At 63.4% G+C, this 19,108-nt stretch carries 17 protein-coding genes and 2 tRNA genes; 5 read left to right on the top strand and 14 right to left on the bottom strand.

Annotation, left to right across the window (positions count from 1 at the left end):
- Positions 1 to 3: 3 nt before the first annotated feature.
- Positions 4 to 369 carry a VOC family protein gene (locus tag VRS74_RS04725; protein ID WP_354144086.1) on the top strand — a complete coding sequence of 122 codons (366 nt, stop codon included), beginning with the start codon at positions 4 to 6 and terminating at the stop codon, positions 367 to 369.
- Here the strand turns inward: VRS74_RS04725 and VRS74_RS04720 are convergent.
- Positions 366 to 737: a DUF1905 domain-containing protein gene (locus tag VRS74_RS04720; protein WP_354144085.1), complete on the bottom strand. Its 372-nt coding sequence runs from the start codon at positions 735 to 737 to the stop codon at positions 366 to 368. The genes VRS74_RS04725 and VRS74_RS04720 overlap by 4 nt on opposite strands.
- A complete protein-coding gene (locus tag VRS74_RS04715; protein ID WP_354144084.1) occupies positions 734 to 1,789 on the bottom strand; it encodes a peptidylprolyl isomerase in 1,056 nt (351 codons plus the stop codon). Before VRS74_RS04715 ends, VRS74_RS04720 begins: the two co-directional genes overlap by 4 nt.
- A 117-nt stretch (positions 1,790 to 1,906) precedes the next feature.
- Between VRS74_RS04715 and VRS74_RS04710 the strand changes: the two genes are divergently transcribed.
- Positions 1,907 to 1,997, top strand: a tRNA-Ser gene (locus VRS74_RS04710).
- Positions 1,998 to 2,390: 393 nt separating this feature from the next.
- Here VRS74_RS04710 and VRS74_RS04705 read toward each other — a convergent pair.
- Genes VRS74_RS04705 through VRS74_RS04695 form a run of 3 tightly spaced genes read right to left on the bottom strand, consistent with a single transcriptional unit; the run spans position 2,391 to position 4,599 of the window.
- Entirely contained in the window at positions 2,391 to 3,977 is a 1,587-nt protein-coding gene (locus tag VRS74_RS04705; RefSeq protein WP_354144083.1) for a recombinase family protein, read from the bottom strand.
- 2 nt (positions 3,978 to 3,979) lie between these two features.
- Positions 3,980 to 4,381: a DUF2924 domain-containing protein gene (locus VRS74_RS04700; protein ID WP_354144082.1), complete on the bottom strand. Its 402-nt coding sequence runs from the start codon at positions 4,379 to 4,381 to the stop codon at positions 3,980 to 3,982.
- Positions 4,378 to 4,599 (bottom strand): DUF3489 domain-containing protein, encoded by a 222-nt coding sequence (locus tag VRS74_RS04695; RefSeq protein WP_354144081.1) that lies wholly within the window; start codon positions 4,597 to 4,599, stop codon positions 4,378 to 4,380. Before VRS74_RS04695 ends, VRS74_RS04700 begins: the two co-directional genes overlap by 4 nt.
- A gap of 274 nt (positions 4,600 to 4,873) precedes the next feature.
- On the opposite strand from VRS74_RS04695, the gene VRS74_RS04690 reads away from it, so the two are divergent.
- Positions 4,874 to 6,643 (top strand): tetratricopeptide repeat protein, encoded by a 1,770-nt coding sequence (locus VRS74_RS04690; protein WP_354144080.1) that lies wholly within the window; start codon positions 4,874 to 4,876, stop codon positions 6,641 to 6,643.
- 295 nt (positions 6,644 to 6,938) lie between these two features.
- Here the strand turns inward: VRS74_RS04690 and VRS74_RS04685 are convergent, their stop codons facing one another.
- Together VRS74_RS04685 and VRS74_RS04680 are read right to left on the bottom strand one after the other, a co-directional pair.
- Entirely contained in the window at positions 6,939 to 7,550 is a 612-nt protein-coding gene (locus tag VRS74_RS04685) for an LON peptidase substrate-binding domain-containing protein (RefSeq protein ID WP_354144079.1), read from the bottom strand.
- A 4-nt stretch (positions 7,551 to 7,554) separates the two neighbouring features.
- Positions 7,555 to 8,463 (bottom strand): tetratricopeptide repeat protein, encoded by a 909-nt coding sequence (locus VRS74_RS04680; protein WP_354144149.1) that lies wholly within the window; start codon positions 8,461 to 8,463, stop codon positions 7,555 to 7,557.
- A 228-nt stretch (positions 8,464 to 8,691) separates the two neighbouring features.
- On the opposite strand from VRS74_RS04680, the gene VRS74_RS04675 reads away from it, so the two are divergent.
- Positions 8,692 to 8,766 (top strand) — tRNA-Gly (locus VRS74_RS04675).
- Between the two features lie 184 nt (positions 8,767 to 8,950).
- Positions 8,951 to 11,143 carry a TonB-dependent receptor gene (locus tag VRS74_RS04670; protein WP_354144078.1) on the top strand — a complete coding sequence of 731 codons (2,193 nt, stop codon included), beginning with the start codon at positions 8,951 to 8,953 and terminating at the stop codon, positions 11,141 to 11,143.
- A gap of 7 nt (positions 11,144 to 11,150) precedes the next feature.
- Here the strand turns inward: VRS74_RS04670 and VRS74_RS04665 are convergent, their stop codons facing one another.
- From VRS74_RS04665 to putA, 7 genes are all read right to left on the bottom strand, one after another.
- On the bottom strand, positions 11,151 to 12,335 hold the full coding sequence (locus VRS74_RS04665; protein WP_354144077.1) for a saccharopine dehydrogenase family protein: 1,185 nt from the start codon (positions 12,333 to 12,335) through the stop codon (positions 11,151 to 11,153).
- 95 nt (positions 12,336 to 12,430) lie between these two features.
- A complete protein-coding gene (locus VRS74_RS04660) occupies positions 12,431 to 12,583 on the bottom strand; it encodes a hypothetical protein (RefSeq protein ID WP_354144076.1) in 153 nt (50 codons plus the stop codon).
- A complete protein-coding gene (locus VRS74_RS04655) occupies positions 12,535 to 13,173 on the bottom strand; it encodes a hypothetical protein (protein ID WP_354144075.1) in 639 nt (212 codons plus the stop codon). The genes VRS74_RS04660 and VRS74_RS04655 overlap by 49 nt, the downstream gene beginning before the upstream one ends.
- Before the next feature lie 122 nt (positions 13,174 to 13,295).
- Positions 13,296 to 14,480 (bottom strand): acyl-CoA dehydrogenase family protein, encoded by a 1,185-nt coding sequence (locus VRS74_RS04650; protein WP_354144074.1) that lies wholly within the window; start codon positions 14,478 to 14,480, stop codon positions 13,296 to 13,298.
- Entirely contained in the window at positions 14,477 to 15,277 is an 801-nt protein-coding gene (locus VRS74_RS04645; RefSeq protein ID WP_354144073.1) for an acyl-CoA thioesterase domain-containing protein, read from the bottom strand. Before VRS74_RS04645 ends, VRS74_RS04650 begins: the two co-directional genes overlap by 4 nt.
- Positions 15,278 to 15,287: 10 nt before the next feature.
- Complete coding sequence (gene dcd, locus VRS74_RS04640) at positions 15,288 to 15,842, bottom strand: dCTP deaminase (protein ID WP_354144072.1); 555 nt, start codon at positions 15,840 to 15,842, stop codon at positions 15,288 to 15,290.
- An 80-nt stretch (positions 15,843 to 15,922) separates the two neighbouring features.
- Positions 15,923 to 19,039: a bifunctional proline dehydrogenase/L-glutamate gamma-semialdehyde dehydrogenase PutA gene (gene putA / locus VRS74_RS04635; protein WP_354144071.1), complete on the bottom strand. Its 3,117-nt coding sequence runs from the start codon at positions 19,037 to 19,039 to the stop codon at positions 15,923 to 15,925.
- Between the last annotated feature and the right edge of the window lie 69 nt (positions 19,040 to 19,108).

The raw sequence follows: 19,108 nt of genomic DNA, 5'->3' as shown, positions 1-19,108 counted from the left end.
CGCTTGGCCCGGGTCATCGGCATCGACCATGTCCAGCTGGCGATGCCGCATGGCGGCGAATACGAAGCGCGGCAGTTCTTCGTCGATGTGCTGGGCATGGTTGAAGTGCCCAAGCCCGCGCATCTCGCGATCAGCGGCGGCTGCTGGTTCTCCAGCGGCACGGCGCATATCCATTGCGGGGTCGAGCAGGATTTCCTCCCGGCGCAGCGCGCGCATCCCGCATTGCTGGTCGACGATCTGGCCTCGCTGGTTACTCGGCTCGAAGAAAGCGGCATTCCCTTTACGCCGGGCAAGCCGCTGAAGGGCTATCGGCGGGGGGATGTCGCGGACCCCTTCGGCAACCGTATCGAATTGATGCAGAAGCTCTAGAGCAGTTCCAGCTCCACGCAGACCTGATCGCCGGCGACAATGTCTTCGGCTCGCATCACCTTGCGGCTAACGAGAAGTATCCACTCGCGTCTTTGTCGCCCTATCGCTTCGCTACTTGAGGGCAGGGACTCCTTTTGCGGGAAGACGGAACTCTTCCATTCGGTGTCGCCGATGCGCGCCATGACCTTGACCGAGCCGAAGCCGCGCTGTCTGCCATATTCGAGCCGATAGAGCCGCGCATGCATCGCGATTGTTTCGGCAGCTTCACCGGTGATGACAAGCAGGTGCCAGGTGCCGCGATCGCCCTGCCAGCGGGTGAGCGGGGCGGTGTGGCTAACCCGTTCACCCTGAGCTTGTCGAAGGGTCACTCGCTCGGCACGCGCCGCACCGGCACCGGGATATTGCAGATGTCCGCGCCGCCTGCCGGATGGATGAAAAAGGCGTCGCGGCGGTTGGCGCGCGCCTCGGCATAGCGGGCGAAACTTTCGCTTTCGGTGCTCAGGTACTCGAAGGCGGGTTGTGGGAGTCCTTGCTGGCCTACCGCTTCGCTACTTGAGGCCGGGAGATCACTCACCATCCGAACGGTAAGGATCGGTGTGCGCTTGTCCTTTTCGAAATCGGCGTAGAAGCCCAGCTCGCCCTTGCCGCGCGGCAACGAGGAAAGGTGTTCCATCCCCTCGACCACACGACCGACCAGCGCGATATTGCGATCAAGGTGCCGCGGCGCATGGCCGATCACCGTGTAGAGTTCCGCGCCAGATCCCGTGTCGGGCGAGAGATTCCGACCGACCCCGACCATACCGTAGCAATGGACTGGTGCCGCCTCGTCAGCGATCGAGTTTGAAAACCCAAGTGTGATTGGCCAACCTTCAAAATGAAAGGGAGTCACTTGGTATGCGTCGCCTAGGTATACGGAGATCTCCTTTGGGCCATCGTTAGCGTTGGCCGCTTTGTTGCGAGCAAATGCCGCGCTGATGGCGTTAGAGAGAGGGATAAGGTTTCTGACAACGTACTCGTCCTCCCCCATCACCTTCATACCCTCGGGCAGCTTCTTCGTTTCGCCTTCGGCCTCGGGGTTGTCGTAATTGGGGTCGCCCCACTGCACGACGTAATTGTCCTGCACGCGGTTGATGCTGATGTTGTCGAACCAGCCGCTGCGCGCGAGCAGCTTGATATTGTGCACCCAGCCCTTGCTGAAGGGCGGTGGCATCAACTGGATCACCACCCGGCGCGGGTTGCCTTCGGCATCGGGGGCGAGGTCCATCACCAGCAGCTCATCCGCCGGGATCCGCACCCAGTCCGATTGCGGCGCAGCGGCGACGATCTCGTTGGGCGAGGGGACTGTTGGCGCACTTTCCCGGGCCAGAGCGGTTGCGGAGAAGGCGAGGGCCGATGCGGCGCAAACGATGAGCGTGATCATGGTGGCTTGTTTGCCACCGGTTTGGCGCTTGCGAAAGGGGGAGCACCCAGCTATCCGCGCCGGTCTGTCTCAGGCCTCAAGTAGCGCACCGCGCGGTAGGCCAACAACGGGGCACGCGGAGCAGTGGCCGAGTGGTCGAAGGCGCACGCCTGGAAAGTGTGTATACGGTAACCCCGTATCGAGGGTTCGAATCCCTCCTGCTCCGCCACCCACCCCCGACATTGGTCTCTGTTAACAGGGTAGCGGTGTAAGCGTCGGAAGTGTGGGCGTCATTCGGGCCCAATCCCTCGACCTGCCCGAGTTTGAGCTAAGTCTCCGGCGATATCGGGGATGGATTTGGCGGCCTGTCTCTGCGCCGTTCACAATCGGTTGGGTTTCCCTGCTTTCAGGGAATTTGCAGGGAATATTGGAAACATCTGGCCCAAATCAGGCTGTTTGAACCGGTCCGCGCCAAGATACTGGAGATTTACCCCTGTAAAATCAGTTGCCTGGATGAGACGAAACGCGGTTTCCCTGCTGTTCGAATATCAGGGAATTTAATTGCATGAGCAGGGAATTGATTGGGTGCGATCAGGCAACGGGTTCTCGATAGCAGGGAGCCTCAATCGGCCTTGAAACCCAGCATCCTGCGCTGCTCTTTCCAGCTGATTGGCAGGTTGGCTTTGACCAGGCGCTCGAGGTTGAGGCCTGGCGGCTGGGCGCCTTCGACGATCGCTCGCTGGATATCGGGGGCGAGGAAGGCGAGGCGCTGGATGCGGCTATCATAAGGTGAGGATGGTGCTGTCTCGACCAGCGGCATGCCGCGCTCCCTTGAGGTCATGCCATGCGCGCGCCGTAAAGCTGCGATCAGCGTTCGGTCGCGTTGACGAGGATTGCGCTTTCCGACGATGATATGGCGCTTGCCGCCGCGTAGCGGCAGGGCAAGCTCGACCTCGATGACGGTGCGCTGCCTGCTTGCCGAGACAATGCGCTCACCTTCTTCCAACACATGGGCAAACGCGATCGCGTGGTCGCCGCTGAGCGAGACAAGTAATCCGTGCGCGGTGAGGCGAACCTCTTGAAGGAATGTCAGCGGATCATCGACCCTCGGCAGCCAGCGCGTGAGCAACTCGCTGATGATCGCATCGAGCCTTGCGCCCGGAAGCCGGCGGACTTGATCATCATCAGGTGCCTTCTGGCCCTGCTGGAGCGAGGCCGAGACATAATAGCGGTAGAGTTTGCCATGACGGTTGCGGGCAAAGGCCGGGGTCATGGGTTCGCCAACTGTATCGAAGAGCTTTCCCGTGAGTGGAGCCTTGGCAACCGTGCGCTCGATGCTTGCGGCCCGCCGCCTCGAGTTCGCATCGAGCTGCTCCTGCACCTTGTCGAACAGGTCCTGGTCGATGATTGCGGTATGCTCGCCCTGGTGGGTCTCCCCCTTGTGGGTGATGAGGCCGAGATAGGTCTTGTTCCTCAGGAGATGGAACAGCGCGCCGCGGCTGAAGTGCGATCCGCCCAGCACCTTGCCCTTTTGGGTTACGTGCCGCTTGGAGGTGATACAGCCTGCTTCAAGTTCGCGCTGCAAGGTGTAGACCGAGCCCAGCGCGAGGTAGCGGTTGAAGATGTGCCCCACGCGTTCGGCCTCTTCCTCGATCAGCCTCAGCGTGCGTGATCCCGGTGCGGGGATATCATAGCCCAGCGGCGGCAGGCCGCCCATCCACATGCCGCGGGCCTTGGAGGCGGCGATCTTGTCGCGGATCCGTTCGCCGGTGACCTCGCGTTCGAACTGCGCGAAGGAGAGGAGCACGTTGAGCATCAGCCTTCCCATTGAGCTCGTGGTATTGAACGACTGTGTGACCGAGACAAAGCTGACGCCTGCCTTCTCGAAGATCTCGACGATGCGCGCAAAGTCGGTGAGCGAACGGGTCAGCCGGTCGATCTTGTAGACCACCACCACATCGATCTCACCCGCTTCGATATCGGCAAGCAGGCGCATGAGGCCGGGGCGCTCCATGTTGCCCCCTGAGAAGCCGCCATCGTCGTAATGCTCAGGGATGAGTGACCAGCCTTCGCCGGCCTGGCTCGCGACATAGGCGTCGGCAGCAACGCGCTGGGCATCCAATGAGTTGAAGTCCTGATCGAGGCCCTCTTCGCTCGACTTGCGTGTATAGACCGCGCAGCGGATCTCGTCCGGTCTGGTCGTGCCCATAGCTATTGCCTGAGGCCAAAGAAGCGCGGCCCGTTCCAGCGGATACCGGTGATCGCTCGGGCAGCAGCTGAAAGCGAAGGATAGAGCTGGCCCTCCCAGCGGAAGCCATGCTCATCGACCACCACTTCAATCTTCCTACCATTCCAGTTGCGAGAGAGCTGGGCGCCGATACCGAGCTCCTTGCCTTCAGGCTCGACCGAGCCACTTCGGGCAAGCGCCTTCCTGGTTTCCGCGTCGAGACCGCCGAAGGCCTCAGCCTGCACCCGCCACGCCAGCTGTAACCGCATAAGCGGCAGCGAGCGCAGTTGTGGAGGGGCGTCAAAGCGCCGCCTCCATAGTGCGCGCAGCTGATCGAGCTCCATCTCGCTTATGGCTGCAACCAGTTCCTCGACATCGGCAGTCATGCCGATTTGCCTGCGCGGTAGCGGCGCACGCCATCGATCTTCTCCGAGATAATGGTGAGCCCGCGCTTCTTCAGTGCTCCGGCCATGACGCCGCGCACCGAGTGCGCTTGCCATCCGGTGGCTGTCACCATCTCGGCGATGTTCGCGCCGTCCTTGCGCATCAGTAGCACCTCGAGCTGGTCGAGCTTGCTCGCCGATCTGGTAGTCGTGTTGGTCATGGTTAGTCTCCGGTGATGCAGCGACCAAAATGGCCGTCGTCACCGGGACAAGCCCGGCTTGCCGGGCGCACCGACAGCAATGCTCAGCTTCGGGGCGAAGTCCAGTCAAACCCTGGAGGCAGGGCTGGATTACCGTTCGTGGCTAGATCGTCCGCTTTCGAGAACCTGTCCAATAGCAGGCAATGTCCGCGATTGGGTGGAAAGCGGACGTTGTCAGGCGGTGCTAGCCGTGCAAGAGTGCACAAGTGTCAGGACCATTTTCTCTCGATAGCAAGTGACCAAAAGCACATCGCTTCGCCACGTCGTCCTTCCAACTGCACTAGCTTTGGGGGTTCCCTCAACCGTGCTCGCTCAAGACTCTGCCCTCTGGACCAACGATGCCTTTGTGCATGATGCGCAAAGAGAACTAGTCAACGATGGTGCTGCTTATTTCGCGATGCGCGAAGAGGCGATTTCCCTTGTTCGTGCTGAGAACTGGGCGGAAGCAAAACCCTTGTTGGAGAGCCTGACATCGCAATATGCAGACGACGGAAACACTTGGTATCTCCTCGGACTGACTTGCCTTCAAACAGGAGATTGGACGGACGCGATATCGGCCATGGAGAAGGCTCTGTCGCTCGGTGCAAGCATTCATGCAATCCCCACAGGCTCACCCCCGTCCAATGACATCATGGTCAGGATTGCTGAAGCCTATGCCGCCATGGGGGACAGTGAGAACGCGTTGGTCTGGGCCGACAAGGCCCTTGCCGCACGCTATGATGATCGGCCGTTTCTGGGTGGCAGGCCGCATCTAGCCAATGCGCTTACCGAAGAGCAGTACCAGCGCCTCCTCGGCACCTACCTCCCTGCTAACATCTCTAGGGATGAAGGCTGGCGGTCGGACCTGAGAACACTCGTATCGGAAATTGCGCGTCTCCACGTGGCTCCTTCAAAATTGCCGATGAGCAGCGAAGAAATCGCGCAGCGCGTCGCAGAGATTGACGCAGAAATTCCTTCGCTGAGCGATCAGCAGGTTGTCTTCCGCTTCATGGAACTAGTGGGTGCTCTGGGCAGCGGTCACAACCTAATCTTACCGACAGGAGCCGCACATGGCTCCTTCACTCGCCTTCCGCTCGAGTTCTACTGGTTTGTCGATGGCTTGTATGTCGTCGGTGCCAATGAAGAGCACAAGAGGTGGGTAGGATATCGAGTCGAGCAGATTGGCAACGTTTCAGCAACCGAAGCGCTGGAACGGACGCAAGCCGTGAATGCGCGCGACAACAATATGCAGAAGCTCTGGCTGGCACCTTACTACGTGAGCCTGCCCGAATTGCTTGTATCTCTGGGGATCGCGAACAGTGGTCCCGGCGTTGATTTGTCTTTGAGCCACGAGGGTGAAAAGTACCAGCTATCGCTTTCCGGCACCGACTGGAATTTTACCGGCTTTCCGCGCTTGCCTTCCTTGGATCGGGAAGCTCAACCGCTCTATCTTTCACATCGTGACCGCCTCTACTGGTCCGAAACCCTACCAGAGCATGATGCAATCTTCGTGCAGTTCAACTGGGTTCAGGAGTATGAACAGCAGAACCTTGCGAGCTTTAGTCGGTCGCTCATTGAGAGCATCGAGAGCACAGGAGCCAACAACCTGATCCTTGACCTGCGGCACAACCAAGGCGGGAACGGTGCAATCCTGCCACCTTTGTTTCGGGTGTTGAGCTATTTCGAAGGCGCACGGCCTAAGGGCAGGATCTTTGTGATAGCAGGTCGCGGTACATTTTCAGCGGCCCATAACCTTCTGACCGATATCGACCTGCATACAAACGCGATCATCGTCGGCGAGCCAAGCGGGTCACGCCCAAATGCGATCAGCGAGGCAGGTTGGTTCCAGCTGCCCTATAGTGGCCTGCGTGGTCTGATCTCGTCGCAGTTTCACCAGCGTTCCGAAGCTGAAGACCACCGTATCTGGATTGCACCAGATGTTCCGGTCGTAATGACGTCGGCAGAGTACTTCGCAGGCACTGACCCGGCCATGGAGGCCATTGAGCGCATTATCGCTGCAGACTAGTCCGCGATGTCTGCAACTGGGTCGTTAGCGGAACGTCTGCTTTACTCACTCAGGTGCTGATGAGCGGACAGTCCGCAATCGGCCCAATTCCGCTCATCCAGAATGATAATGCGATCTATGCGAAATGTTCGGATAAGCTGAGTTCGAGTTCGGCTGACAACGCCGGCGGCGGAGCAGGAAGGCCGGTCTGCAGATCCATCGGACCGAGTTTGGGCCTTATGAGGCCTGCGTCAAACTTCCCTTCGCAGATGCAACAATTTTCGTCGGGTGCGGCGGATGTTCGCAATCCTTCGCCCTATTGCAGCGTGACCCGGTCGTCGTCGCCGTCGCGGCGACCATAGAAATACATCAGCTGGATCAGCAGTTCGCAGCGCGCGGGCAGGTCGGGCGCTTCGAGCAGTGCCTGCTTGCTGGCCGGATCGAACGGCGCGATCTGCGCCACGCCGTTGATCAGCGTTTCATCGTCGAGCCGCTCGACCGAGGCCCAGTCGACGCTGTAGCCCTGGTTGTCGGCAAAGCGCCGCGCTTCGCGCTCGAAACCGGCGCGTTCGACCGCCGAGAGGACGGCGTCCTCGTCTTCCTCAATCAGTTCGGCTTCGACCTGGCGGAACGCAGTCGTGACGTCGAGTTCGCGGATGATGCGGAAGCGCGCCTGGCCTTCGAGCACGAGGTTGTAGCGCCCGTCGTCCATCGCTTCGATCTCGCCGATCCGCCCGACGCAACCGATCGAATAGAGCGGCGCGCCTTCGACCGGGCGTTGCGGCTGGATCATCGCGATGCGGCGGTCGCGCACCAGCGCGTCACCCACCAGCGCGCGATAGCGCGGCTCGAAGATGTGCAGCGGCAGCTGCAGCCCGGGGAACAGGATCACGCCGGGAAGGGGGAAGATCGAGAGGCGCGTCGTCACAGCCTCAGCCGAACAGGATCTGCGAAAGCCGCCTGCGCGCGGCCTTCACCCATTCGTCCTCCAGCCCGACCGCTTCGAAGATCTTGAGCAGCTTGGCGCGCGCGGCGCCTTCGTTCCATTCGATGTCGCGGGCGATCATGGCCAGCAGCGTGTCGGCCGCGTCATCGCGTGCACCGGCGGCAAAGGCGGCCTCGGCGAAGGCGAACTGCTTGTCCATGTCATCGGGGGCGGCTGCCGCGGCTTCGCGCAGCGCGGCCAACTCGCTGTCATCGACCTGGCTCGCGGCGAGTTCGAGCGCGCTCTTCGCCGCCGCCATCGCCGGATCCTGCTGGATCGCCGGATCGAGCGCATCGAACACCTGCTGCGCATTCGGTGCTTCGCCTGCCGCCACCAGCGCGCGGATCAGCCCGGCATGCGCGGGCACATTGTCGGGCGCCATTTCGACCACTTGTGCAAAGATCGTTGCGGCGCGCGCGCCATCACCATCGGCCAGCACCTGTTCGCCCATTGCGACGAACTGGCTGACATCCTGCTGCGGTGCTCCGCCGTCCGCGCCGGCCTGTACCGGCAGTTGCGCCAGGATCTGGTCGAGCATCTGCTTCAACTGCGACTCGGTGCGCGCCTGCGTCAGATCGGCCACCGGCTGGCCCTGGAACATGGCGTAGACGGTCGGGATCGAGCGCACCTGGAACTGCGCGGCGATGAACTGTTCCTCGTCGACATTGACCTTGACCAGCACCACGCCCTTGTCGGCATATTCGGCCGCGACCTTTTCCAGCAGCGGCGCCAGCGCCTTGCACGGCCCGCACCATTCGGCCCAGAAATCGAGCACGACGAGCTTGCTCATCGAAGGTTCGACCACGTTCTTGCGGAACCGGTCGACCGCTTTCTGCTCGTCGAGATTGAGACCCATGCTTGCCACGCTGCGTGCTCCTGATTCGTGCGGGACGGCACGATTGTGCCGGGATTGCGCTGCCCTCATGTGGGGCGGATCGCGCGGATGTGAAGGGTGAATGTGGCCTTGCGCATGCGACTCTGCAAGCGCGACATTTTCCGCTTGCGGCTCTGCTCGCCCGCTGCTAATCGCGCCGCCTCCCCAGCGATGGAGTGCCATTCGGGCCACATTGCGGAGCGCCAGTGAGCGGGCGTAGCTCAGGGGTAGAGCACAACCTTGCCAAGGTTGGGGTCGAGAGTTCGAATCTCTTCGCCCGCTCCATTTTCTTCGACAGCGTCAAAGCGGAATCGCGTGCAGCAATGCACGCCGATGCCGTTTGCCGTTTAGGCTGCCCCCTTCGTCGATTGGGCAAAAAGGGAACTTGCGCTCCGCCGGGGAGTTGCTATCTGCAATGTTACATCATTACATTGCTTTCCCGGTCGCATTTCCCACAAAGAGGCTTTTCGTGGTTCTTTCGCGCACCCCCCATGTTTCCCGCTTTGCCACGGCCAGCGTGCTGGCGCTTTGCTTCGCTTCCCAACCGGCATTCGCTGAAGGGGAAAGCCTGACGCAGGATGCAACGCAGTCTGAACAACGGCAGGATGTCGAGGACGACTTGCACGATCGCCGGGTCGACTACCAAGGCAATATCGTCGTCAGCGCCACCGGCCTGCAGCAGCTTGACGTGCTGGCGGGCACTTCGGTGCTCGAAGGCGGAGAACTGCAGCGCAACCTTGCCGGCCAGATCGGTGAAGTGTTGGTCAAGCTGCCCGGCGTTTCCGCCACAGGCTTCACCCCCGGCGCCTCGCGTCCGGTCCTGCGCGGCTTCCAGGGCGAGCGCGTACGCGTGCTGGTTGACGGGCTTTCGACCAGCGACGTCTCCAACACTTCGGTCGATCACGCCACCACGATCGACCCGCTGACTTCGGAACGGATCGAAGTGCTGCGCGGCCCCGCCGTGCTGCTCTATGGCAGCCAAGCGATCGGCGGCGCGGTGAACGTGGTCGACAAGCGCATCCCGCGCCGCGTGCCCGACGAGCCGGTCCATGTCGACGGGATGGCGAGCTGGGATTCGGCCTTCGACCTCGCCGAATTCGGCGCATCGGTCGACGTGCCGCTCGGCCAGCGCTTCGTGGTGCATGCCAGCGGCAGCTGGCGCGACACCAACGACATGGAGATCCCGGGATATGCAGTCGCTCCGGAATTGCGCGCGGACCTGCTCGCCGATGCGGACGAAGAGGAAGAAGAGGGCCATCTGGAGCTGGCGGACGAGCTGCGCGAAGCGGCCAACCAGCGCGGCGTTCTGCCCAACACCGCCACCCGCACCTGGAGCGCCAATGCGGGCTTCGCCTTTATCGATGGCGACAATTCGCTCGGCTTCTCGCTGGGCTGGTACGACACGAATTACGGCGTCCCGATCCGCCCGGGCGCGGGCCATGCCCATGGCGACGAAGATGCGGAAGCCGAAGCCGAGGAGGGCCATCACGAGGAACTCGTCTCGATCGGCCTCGAACAGCTCCGCGCCGATATGCGCGCCGAATTGGGGCTGGGCGACGGCGCCTTCTCCAAGCTGATCGCAAGGCTTGGCTACAGCGACTACACCCACACCGAATTCGAAGGCGACGAAGTGGGCACCACTTTCGATTCCGAAAGCCTCGAAGCGCGGGTTGAGCTGGCGCAGAAGGACACCGGCAGTTGGCGCGGTTCGGTCGGCAGCCAGTATTTCCATCGCGACTTCTATGCCGAAGGCGCCGAGGCCTATGTCGCGCCCAACACCACCGACCAGTTCGCGCTGTTCACGCTGCAGGAATTCGGCAGCGGGCCGGTGCAGATCGAAGCGGCCGCCCGCTATGAAACGACCAAGGTCGAATCGCAGCCGCTCGGCATTGCGCGCAGCTTCGATGCGATCTCGGGTGCTTTGGGCGTGGTGTTCGAACCGCAATACGGGCTGCGAACCGGGATCAATCTGTCGCATGCCGAGCGCGCGCCGAGCGCCGAAGAGCTGTTCTCGGACGGGCCGCATATCGCCACCCAGGCCTATGAAGTGGGCGATCCGGGACTTGGCACGGAAAGCGCGATCGGGCTCGAGGGCTTCGTTCGCGGCGAAATCGGCGCGGCGACGCTGAGCTTCGCGGTCTTCAAGAACTGGTTCAGCGACTACATTTACCTGTCCGAAACCGGCCTTGAGGAAGACGACCTGCCGGTGTTCGAATACTTACAAAGCGACGCCGACTATTTCGGGGTCGAGGGCTCGCTCAGCTTCCCGCTGGTGGATGCCGACGGCTACCGCTTGCTGGCGGACCTGCGCGGCGAATATGTGCGCGCCAAGCTCGATGACGGTTCGGCGATTCCGCGCATCCCGCCGCTGAGCCTGCTGGGCGCGATCGAGGCGCAAACCGATGCTTTCGACGCGCGCGCCGAAGTTGAATGGTTCGCCAAGCAGGACAAGGTCGCGGAGTTCGAAACCCCGACCGATTCCTTCGCGCTGGTCAATTTGTCGCTGTCGTGGCGCCCGTTGCAGGGCCAGGAAAACGTCACCCTTATGGTTGGGGCCGACAATGTTTTCGACGCGACCGGGCGTCGCCACGCCAGCTTCACCAAGGATTTCGTCCCTCTGGTGGGACGGAATTTCAAGGCCAGCGTCAGGTTTTCATTCTAACGCGGCGTCAATCCTCCGCTGCGAAACTGATCTCCGCATTCTGCTGCAGCCGGTCGACCAGCGCTTCGCCGAGGAAATAGCCGGGCGTGCCCACGCCGCCGGGCTTGTCGCATGACAGCAGCGCGATCCCGGTTTCGGCGAGCATGCGGCTGGTCGAGCCATAGCCGGGATCGTACTTGCCCTTCACGCCATAGATCAGCGACTGGCCATCGGGCATCTCGGCCAGGAAGGCGATGTCGTAATAACCGTTCTCGCGCTCTTCCTTGGTCGGGCCTTCGCCCGGCTTGGGCGGCTTGGCGCCGAACGGGTTCTTCATCATCTCGACCGCGCCTTCGGCCAACTTCTTGCCCGCTTCGCCCGGGCTGGTCAGAACCATTTCGTCATATTTGAAATCCTCGCCCCACGGGTGGCCGAGCAGGAAATTGGTGCGGTGGACGTTCTTGGTGTTGATCGGCGCCATCACGAAAGGCGCGGCCCATTTGCCGAACTTCTCTTCATAGCCGGGGATCATGCCCGACGGCTGGTCCGGCCCCTCGAAGCCGGGGGTGAGGCCGAACGAACTGCGCAGGATTCCGAACAGCGAGGGATGCTTGGCCACCGTCTTCATCGTTTCGGTGAGGCTGGCGACCGTGCCGCCCGAAGCGCCGCCGGCCATGCCGCGCACACGGCCCTTCACCCGCGGCGCGGGCTTGCCGAAGCGCTTCACCGCTTCCTTTTGCGCCATCAGCACGCCGAGATCGAAGGGGATCGAATCGAAGCCGGACGAGAAGCAGATATGCGCGCCCGAAGCCTTGGCGGCTTCCATATGCTCGTCGATCTTCTGCCGCATCCACACCGGCTCGCCGCACAGATCGGCATAGTCGGTGCCGGTCTTGACGCAGGCCGCGACGAGCGCGTCGCCATAGAGCTGGTACGGGCCGACAGTGGTGAGGACCACGCGGGTGCGGTTGCACATCGCCTCGAGGCTAGCCGGGTCGTCGGCATCGGCCACCACAAGCGGCGTGGTTTCGGCTACGCCGATCGCATCGCGCACCGCCTCGAGCTTGTCGAGGCTGCGCCCGGCCATCGCCCATTTGGGGCCGTCTGCTCGATCGCCATAATGCTTGCCGAGATACTCGGCGACCAGGCGACCGGTGTAACCGGTTGCACCGTAAACGATGATGTCGAATTCGCGGTCGGCTTTGGCGGTCATTCATGCTCTCCATTGCTGCCGAATCTGTGAGTCCGGGCCGCAGCCAGAACAGCACAGGTCAGGTGGCAATGTCGAACTGAATTCGCCCGCCGGGCTTAGCGGTTGTGCACCGGCGGCCCGCCTTCGGCCTTTTTCGTCGTGGTTTTGGCACGCGGGGCCGGCCCGTCGACGATCGCAGGATCGCCATCGTAAAGCACCGTCACCGGCACTTCGCGCATGAACACACCGGCATAGGTCTTCCCAGCCATCCACGAATCCGCATTGCTGTCCATCCGGCAGGTGGCGACCAAGCTGAGGGTACCTTCATGTCGAAAGCCTGTGTCTCGCGCAGGTATTCCGCCGGGGTGTGGCCCTTTTCCACGAAGCGATCGAGCATGAACTCATAGGCCAGCACCGGGTTGAAGGTGAGATCCACCGCCGCCTTGGTATCGCGGCGGGTCACAGGCAGTGTGACCGGGATATCGACCCTTACCCCGCCCATCCCCACGACCTGGTTCTGCTTGGCCGATTGGGCCCAGGGTGCGAACGGCAAGGGCGTATTGTTGTGGATCAGCACTTTGCCGAGAAACACCTGCAGCGAAGTGAGCTTGGCGCCGGGCTTGCAATAGGCCTTGGCGGAGACGGTGAAGCGCGGATTGGCGCCAAGCACGACCAGCTCGCGCCTGCTCGCTACCTTGGAAGTCGAGACGTTCTTGAGGCTCAGATTGCCGGGCGGGATCGGCTTCTCGATCTCCAGGCTCAGGATGGTCGGACCCAGCTGGCTCTCATCGGCGGCAACCGCAGTCATCGGCACCGCCACGGCCATCAGGACGAGCGCATTGCGAACATTTTTCCTCATGGGTCGAATCTCCCCTGCTTCAATTTAATTAGAGTGCCACTCTAATAATGAACATGCAATGAAGATGTCGGCAGCTATCGGCTCCCTGCAGCCAAGGATCGCGTGCCCCGCCCTCGCGGGCCTCAGAATCCGAACTGGCGGCTGGCGAGGTCGTACATGATTTCTTCGGAACCGCCGCCGATCGCCATCACGCGCACTTCGCGATAAATTCGCTCGACCCGGCCGCCGCGCACGAAGCTGGCCCCGCCCAGGATCTGGCACGCCTCGCGCGCGCAATATTCCATGGTCTGCGTGGCCTGCACCTTGAGCAGCGCGAAGTCCCCTGGGAAGGGCTTGCCAGCACGCACGGTCCATGCGGCATGGTCGATCATCGCCTGCGTCGCCTGGATCATCTGCAGCATGCGCGCCAGCTTGTGGCGGATCGACTGGCGGGTCGCGAGCGGGCGCCCGAAGGTTTCGCGGCTGCGCGCCCAGTCGAGCGCGTCCTCGAAGCACAGCCGCGAAAAGGCAGCCGCCTGCTGCGCCATGCCCAGCCGCTCGCCATTGAAATTGCGCATGATCGCGCCGAAGCCGGCATTCTCCGGGCCGATCAGGTTCTCGGCGGGCACTTCGACATCGTCGAAATGGATCGTTGCGGTATCCGAAGCGTGCCAGCCCATTTTCTGCAGGGCCGTGCGGCTGACGCCGGGGCGGTCGGTTTCGACCAACAGCAGCGAGACTCCGCCCATGCCTTCGCCCCCGGTGCGCACGGCCAGCGTGATGTAGTCGGCGCGCATGCCCGATGTGATCAGCGTCTTGGCGCCATTGACGACATAATGGCTGCCGCGGTTCTCCGCCCGCGTCCTGAGGTTGGCGACGTCGGACCCGCCGGCCGGCTCGGTAATGCCCAGGCAGATGATCTTCTCGCCCGACAGCACTTGCGGCGCGATCCGCCGCTTCATCTCCTCGCTTCCCGCCGCGAGGATCGGCGGCAGGCCGATGCCATGCGTCATCAGCGAGGCAGGGATGCCGCCCGCGCCGGGGCGGCATAGCTCTTCGGACTGGACCAGCGAATGGAAGATGTCGAAGCCGCGCTGTTCCAGCGTGCCGCTGCCGCCATATTCCTCGGGATAGCCCAGCCCCAGCACGCCCGCTTCAGCCGCCTTGCGGTGCAGCTCGCGCGGCAATTGGCCCGCGGCTTCCCACTCGTCGACATGCGGCACGATCTCGCGGGTAACGAAGGTACGCACGCTGTCGCACACGGCTACGTGGGTCTCGTCGTAATTCGGCGAACGGCTGCGCCATTGATCGAACAAAGGTGTGGTCATCCCAAATCTCCCCGCGGGATGCGCGGCAGCACCCCGGTCTGGCTCGAAATCGCCAGCAGTCGCCCGTCTTCAGCGAAATGCCGTGCCGAGCCATGGACAGTGCCGCGTTCGAACGCGGCGAATTCGGTCACGGACAGTACCCAGCCCGGATCGGCGCCCTGCACGAAGCGGAACATGGCATCGAGGCTCGATCCGCCGCGCGAGGCCGGGTGCGCGCCCAGGAACAGGTCGGAAATGATCGCCAGCCAGCCCGCGTCGATGGCGAAATCGGCGCGCGAGCGGGTCCAGACGGCATGGATGCCGCGCCGCTCGTCATGCAGCGCGACGCGATATTCGAACTGGTCGGGCAACCCGCCGGGCGAGGAATGGCTGATCTCGACCGGCGTCGCGTCATCGGGGCCGACCACTTCGGGCATTTGCGCGAACAGCGCCTGCTCATAGGGCTCGCGATAACCCAGCGCCCCGCTGGCCCGGTGGGTGGGACGGCCGTTGACGTGGGCGCTCGCGGCATATTGCGCCACGGCCTGCCCGCCGCCGCATTGCTCGACTTGCAGCACCAGCTCTTCCGCATGCTGCGTCGGCCCGAGGAACTGCACATGCGCCCACAGCAGCGGCAATTCGCTGTCGAGCTGCATCGCGTCGACGATCGCCGCCAGCGCGACCCCGCCCATGATGTGCGGCGCACCGTCCGGCCCGGCGGTGGCCGGGGGCATGACAGGAAGGATGAATTCGCCGCTCCGCTGGCTGCTACCGTCCTTGGGAACCACGCGCCAGAAGGGGAAGCGGGCGATGCTCATCCCCTGGCGCTCATAGCCGGGGGAGCGTTACGCCGCGCTGGCCCATATATTTGCCGGCGCGGTCCTTGTAGCTCGTCTCGCAGCGCTCATTGCCCTGCAGGAACAGGAACTGGCAGGCGCCTTCATTGGCATAGATCTTCGCGGGCAGCGGCGTGGTGTTGGAAAACTCCAGCGTCACATGGCCTTCCCAGCCCGGCTCAAGCGGCGTGACGTTCACGATGATACCGCAGCGGGCATAGGTGCTCTTGCCCAGGCAGATCACCAGCACGTCTTCAGGCACGCGGAAATATTCCACCGTGCGCGCCAGCGCGAAGCTGTTGGGCGGGATCACGCAAACGTCGGTCTGCCGGTCAACAAAGCTGTTGGCGGCGAAATCCTTTGGATCGACCACCGCGCTGTCGACATTGGTGAAGATCTTGAACTCGTCCGCCACGCGCGCGTCGTAGCCATATGAGCTCAAGCCATAGGAAATGCAGCCTTCGCGGCGCTGCGCTTCGACGAAAGGCTCGATCATGCCTTCGCTGAGCGCCTTGTCGCGGATCCACTTGTCGGAAAGAATCGCCATGCGCAGAGTGATTCCGCATGGGCGCGGCGGGGGCAAGCGAAAGCGCGCGGTATCCCCCGTTCTTTGCCGTTCAGCCAGCCTCAGCCGGCGAGAAGGCTGGCATTGCCGCCTGCAGCGGTCGTGTCGACGCAAGTCACCCGTTCAGTGGCAAACCGCGCGAGATAGTGCGGGCCGCCAGCCTTGGGTCCGGTGCCGGAAAGGCCCTGTCCGCCGAAGGGCTGGCTTTCCACCACGGCGCCGATCTGGTTGCGGTTGACGTAGAAATTGCCCACCCGCGCCCGCGCCTCAACCATGCGCCGGGTCGCTGCGATGCGGCTGTGCAGCCCCAGCGTCAGGCCGAAGCCGGTGGCATTGATGTCGTCGACCATGCGTTCCATCTCGCCTGCGGCAAAGCGCGCGACATGCAGGATCGGCCCGAAGTTCTCCTTGCTGAGCTGCGCAATACCGTCGATCTGGATGATGGCCGGGGCAACGAAGGTTCCCTTTGCGCAAGCCTCGGGCAGAGTGTGCTGCCACACAGGATGGCCCGCGCCGCGCATCGCCGAAACATGCGCATCGAGCGAGGCCTTGGCTTCGGCGTCGATCACCGGGCCGACGTCTGTTTCGAGCAGGGTGGGATCGCCCACATGCAGCGCTTCGAACCCGCCGCGGATCATCTCGAGCATGCTGTCGGCGACGTCTTCCTGCAGGTAAAGCACGCGCAGCGCGGAGCAGCGCTGCCCCGCGCTCTGGAAGGCGCTTCCCAGCACGTCGCGCACGACCTGTTCGGGCAGGGCGGAGCTGTCGACGATCATGGCGTTCTGCCCGCCAGTCTCGGCGATCAGCGTGGCGATCGGGCCGTCGCGCCCGGCCAGGCTGCGATTGATCGCCTGTGCGGTCGCGGTCGAGCCGGTGAAGGCCACCCCGCATACGCCCGGATGCGCGGTGAGCGCGGCGCCCACGGCGCCGTCTCCGGGAACCAATTGCAGCACGTCGTCGGGGATGCCTGCTTTATGGCACAGCTTCACTGCCAGCGCGGCGATCAGCGGAGTCTGTTCGGCCGGCTTGGCCAGCACGCAATTGCCCGCCGCCAGCCCTGCCGCGGCCATGCCGATGAAGATCGCAAGCGGGAAGTTCCACGGCGCAATGGTCGCGAACACGCCGCGGCCGTGCAGCCGCAGCAGGTTCTCTTCGCCGGTCGGCCCCGGCAGCACCAGCGGCACTGAGAACTGGCGGCGCGCCTCGGCGGCATAATAGCGCAGGAAATCGACCGCTTCGCGCAGCTCAAGCACGGCATCGACCAGCGTCTTTCCGGCTTCGCGCTGGCACAGCGACAGGAATTCCGCCGTATGCGCTTCGAACAGGTCGGCTGCCGCTTCGAGCAGCAGCGCGCGCTTTTCGCCGCCCAGCGCATCCCAGCCCGGCTGGATCGCCTGTGCAGCCTCGACGCCTTCGGCGATCCCCTTGGCGGTGGCATAGGTGACGGTGCCAACCCGCTGCCCGAAATCGTGCGGCGAGTTCACGCCGATCTGCGCACCGCCCGCGCCGAAAGCGGGTTCCGCGGTCCATTGCTTCGAGGCCAGCGCGGCAAGCTGCTCAAGCAGCGGCTCGCGCACCAGCGGATCGGAGAGGTCGACCCCGGCGCTGTTGCGGCGCGCGCCGAAGATTTCGGCGGGCAGCGGGATGGCAGGATTGCGCTTGGGTTCGAGCGCGGCGAGTTCGGCCACCGGGTCGCCGGTCATTTCCTCGATCGGCACTTCGCTGTTGGCCATGCGGTTGACGAAGCTGGTGTTGGCGCCGTTTTCGAGCAGCCGCCGGACGAGATAGGCGAGCAATTCCTTGTGCCCCCCGACCGGGGCGTAGACCCGCACGCGCGTGCGATCATTGCCTTCGGACTTCGCCAGCGCATCATAGACCTCTTCGCCCATGCCGTGGAGCCGCTGGAACTCGAACGGCTTGCCGCCGCTCAATGCCTTCACCGCGCCGATGGTATAGGCGTTGTGCGTGGCAAAGGCGGGCAGGATCACGTCGCTGTGTTCGAACAGGCGCGCGGCGCAAGCGAGATAGGACACGTCGGTCGCCACCTTGCGCGTGAACACGGGGTAATCGGTGTGGCCGCCCACCTGGCCTGCCTTGATCTCGCTATCCCAATAGGCGCCCTTGACCAGCCGCACGAAGAAGCGGCGCCCGTGGCGGCGCGCCAGCTTTGCTACCCAGTCGCACAGCGGCACGCCGCGCTTCTGGTAGGCCTGGATCGCGAGGCCGAAGCCTTCCCAGGCCGAACCATCAGGCCGGGTGAACAGCGCGTCATCCGCGGCGAGATCCTCGATGATGTCGAGCGACAGTTCGAGCCGTTCGGCCTCTTCGGCATCGACGGTAAAGTGGATGTCGGCGTCGCGCGCCTTGATCGCCAGCTCGCGCAGCATCGGCACCAGAGCGGCGCGCGCCTCTTCGGCGTGGAGGAAACCGTATTTGGGGTGCAGCGCCGAAAGCTTCACCGAAATGCCGGGCGAAGCAGCGACCCCGCCCTTCGCCACTCGCGCGACCGCATCAAGCGCGGTGTCGTAAGCCTGGCGATAGCGCTCGGCATCGGCAAAGGTCATCGCCGCTTCGCCAAGCATGTCGAAGCTGTGGGACAACCCGCGCTTGCTTTCGGGCGCGGCGCGATCGAGCGCTTCGTCGATCGTGCGGCCGAACACGAATTGCCCGCCGAGGATCTTCATCGCTTGCAGCGTGGCGGTGCGCACCACCGGCTCGCCCAGCCGGTTCATTGTGCGCTTGAGCGTGGCGCCCATCCCGCGCTGGTGCGCTTCGGGCGGGTCGAGCACTTCGCCGGTGAGCATCAGCGAGAAGGTGGCGGCATTGACGAAAGTGGAAGAGCTTTCGCCAAGGTGTTCGCTCCAGTCGATCTCGCCGATCTTGTCGCGGATCAGCGCGTCGGCGGTCCCGGCATCGGGCACGCGCAGCAGTGCCTCGGCGAGGCACATCAGCGCGATCCCTTCCTCGGTGTTGAGCCCGTATTGATGGAGGAAAGCGTCGATCCCGCTTGCCTTGGTCTTGCGGGCCCCGGCGATCAGCTTGGCGGCGAGCGCAGCTGCCTCGCCATGGCGCTGCGCGACCGGCGCGGCTTCGGCGATACGCTGTTCGACGATGGAGGCTTCTTCGGCGCGATAGGCCCTGCGCAGTGGCGAACGGTCGAGCGGTTGATGCTGGGACAAGGTAAGGCGACTCCGCAAGGGCTGGCTTTGGTGCGCGATCTGGACCCGGTTTCATTTGTAATCAAGTGG

This window comes from Altererythrobacter litoralis (genome assembly GCF_036324225.1).
GTDB lineage: Bacteria > Pseudomonadota > Alphaproteobacteria > Sphingomonadales > Sphingomonadaceae > Erythrobacter > Erythrobacter litoralis_A.
Note: the sequence above shows the minus strand (reverse complement) of the source record. Positions and strands in the feature narration are given on the sequence as shown.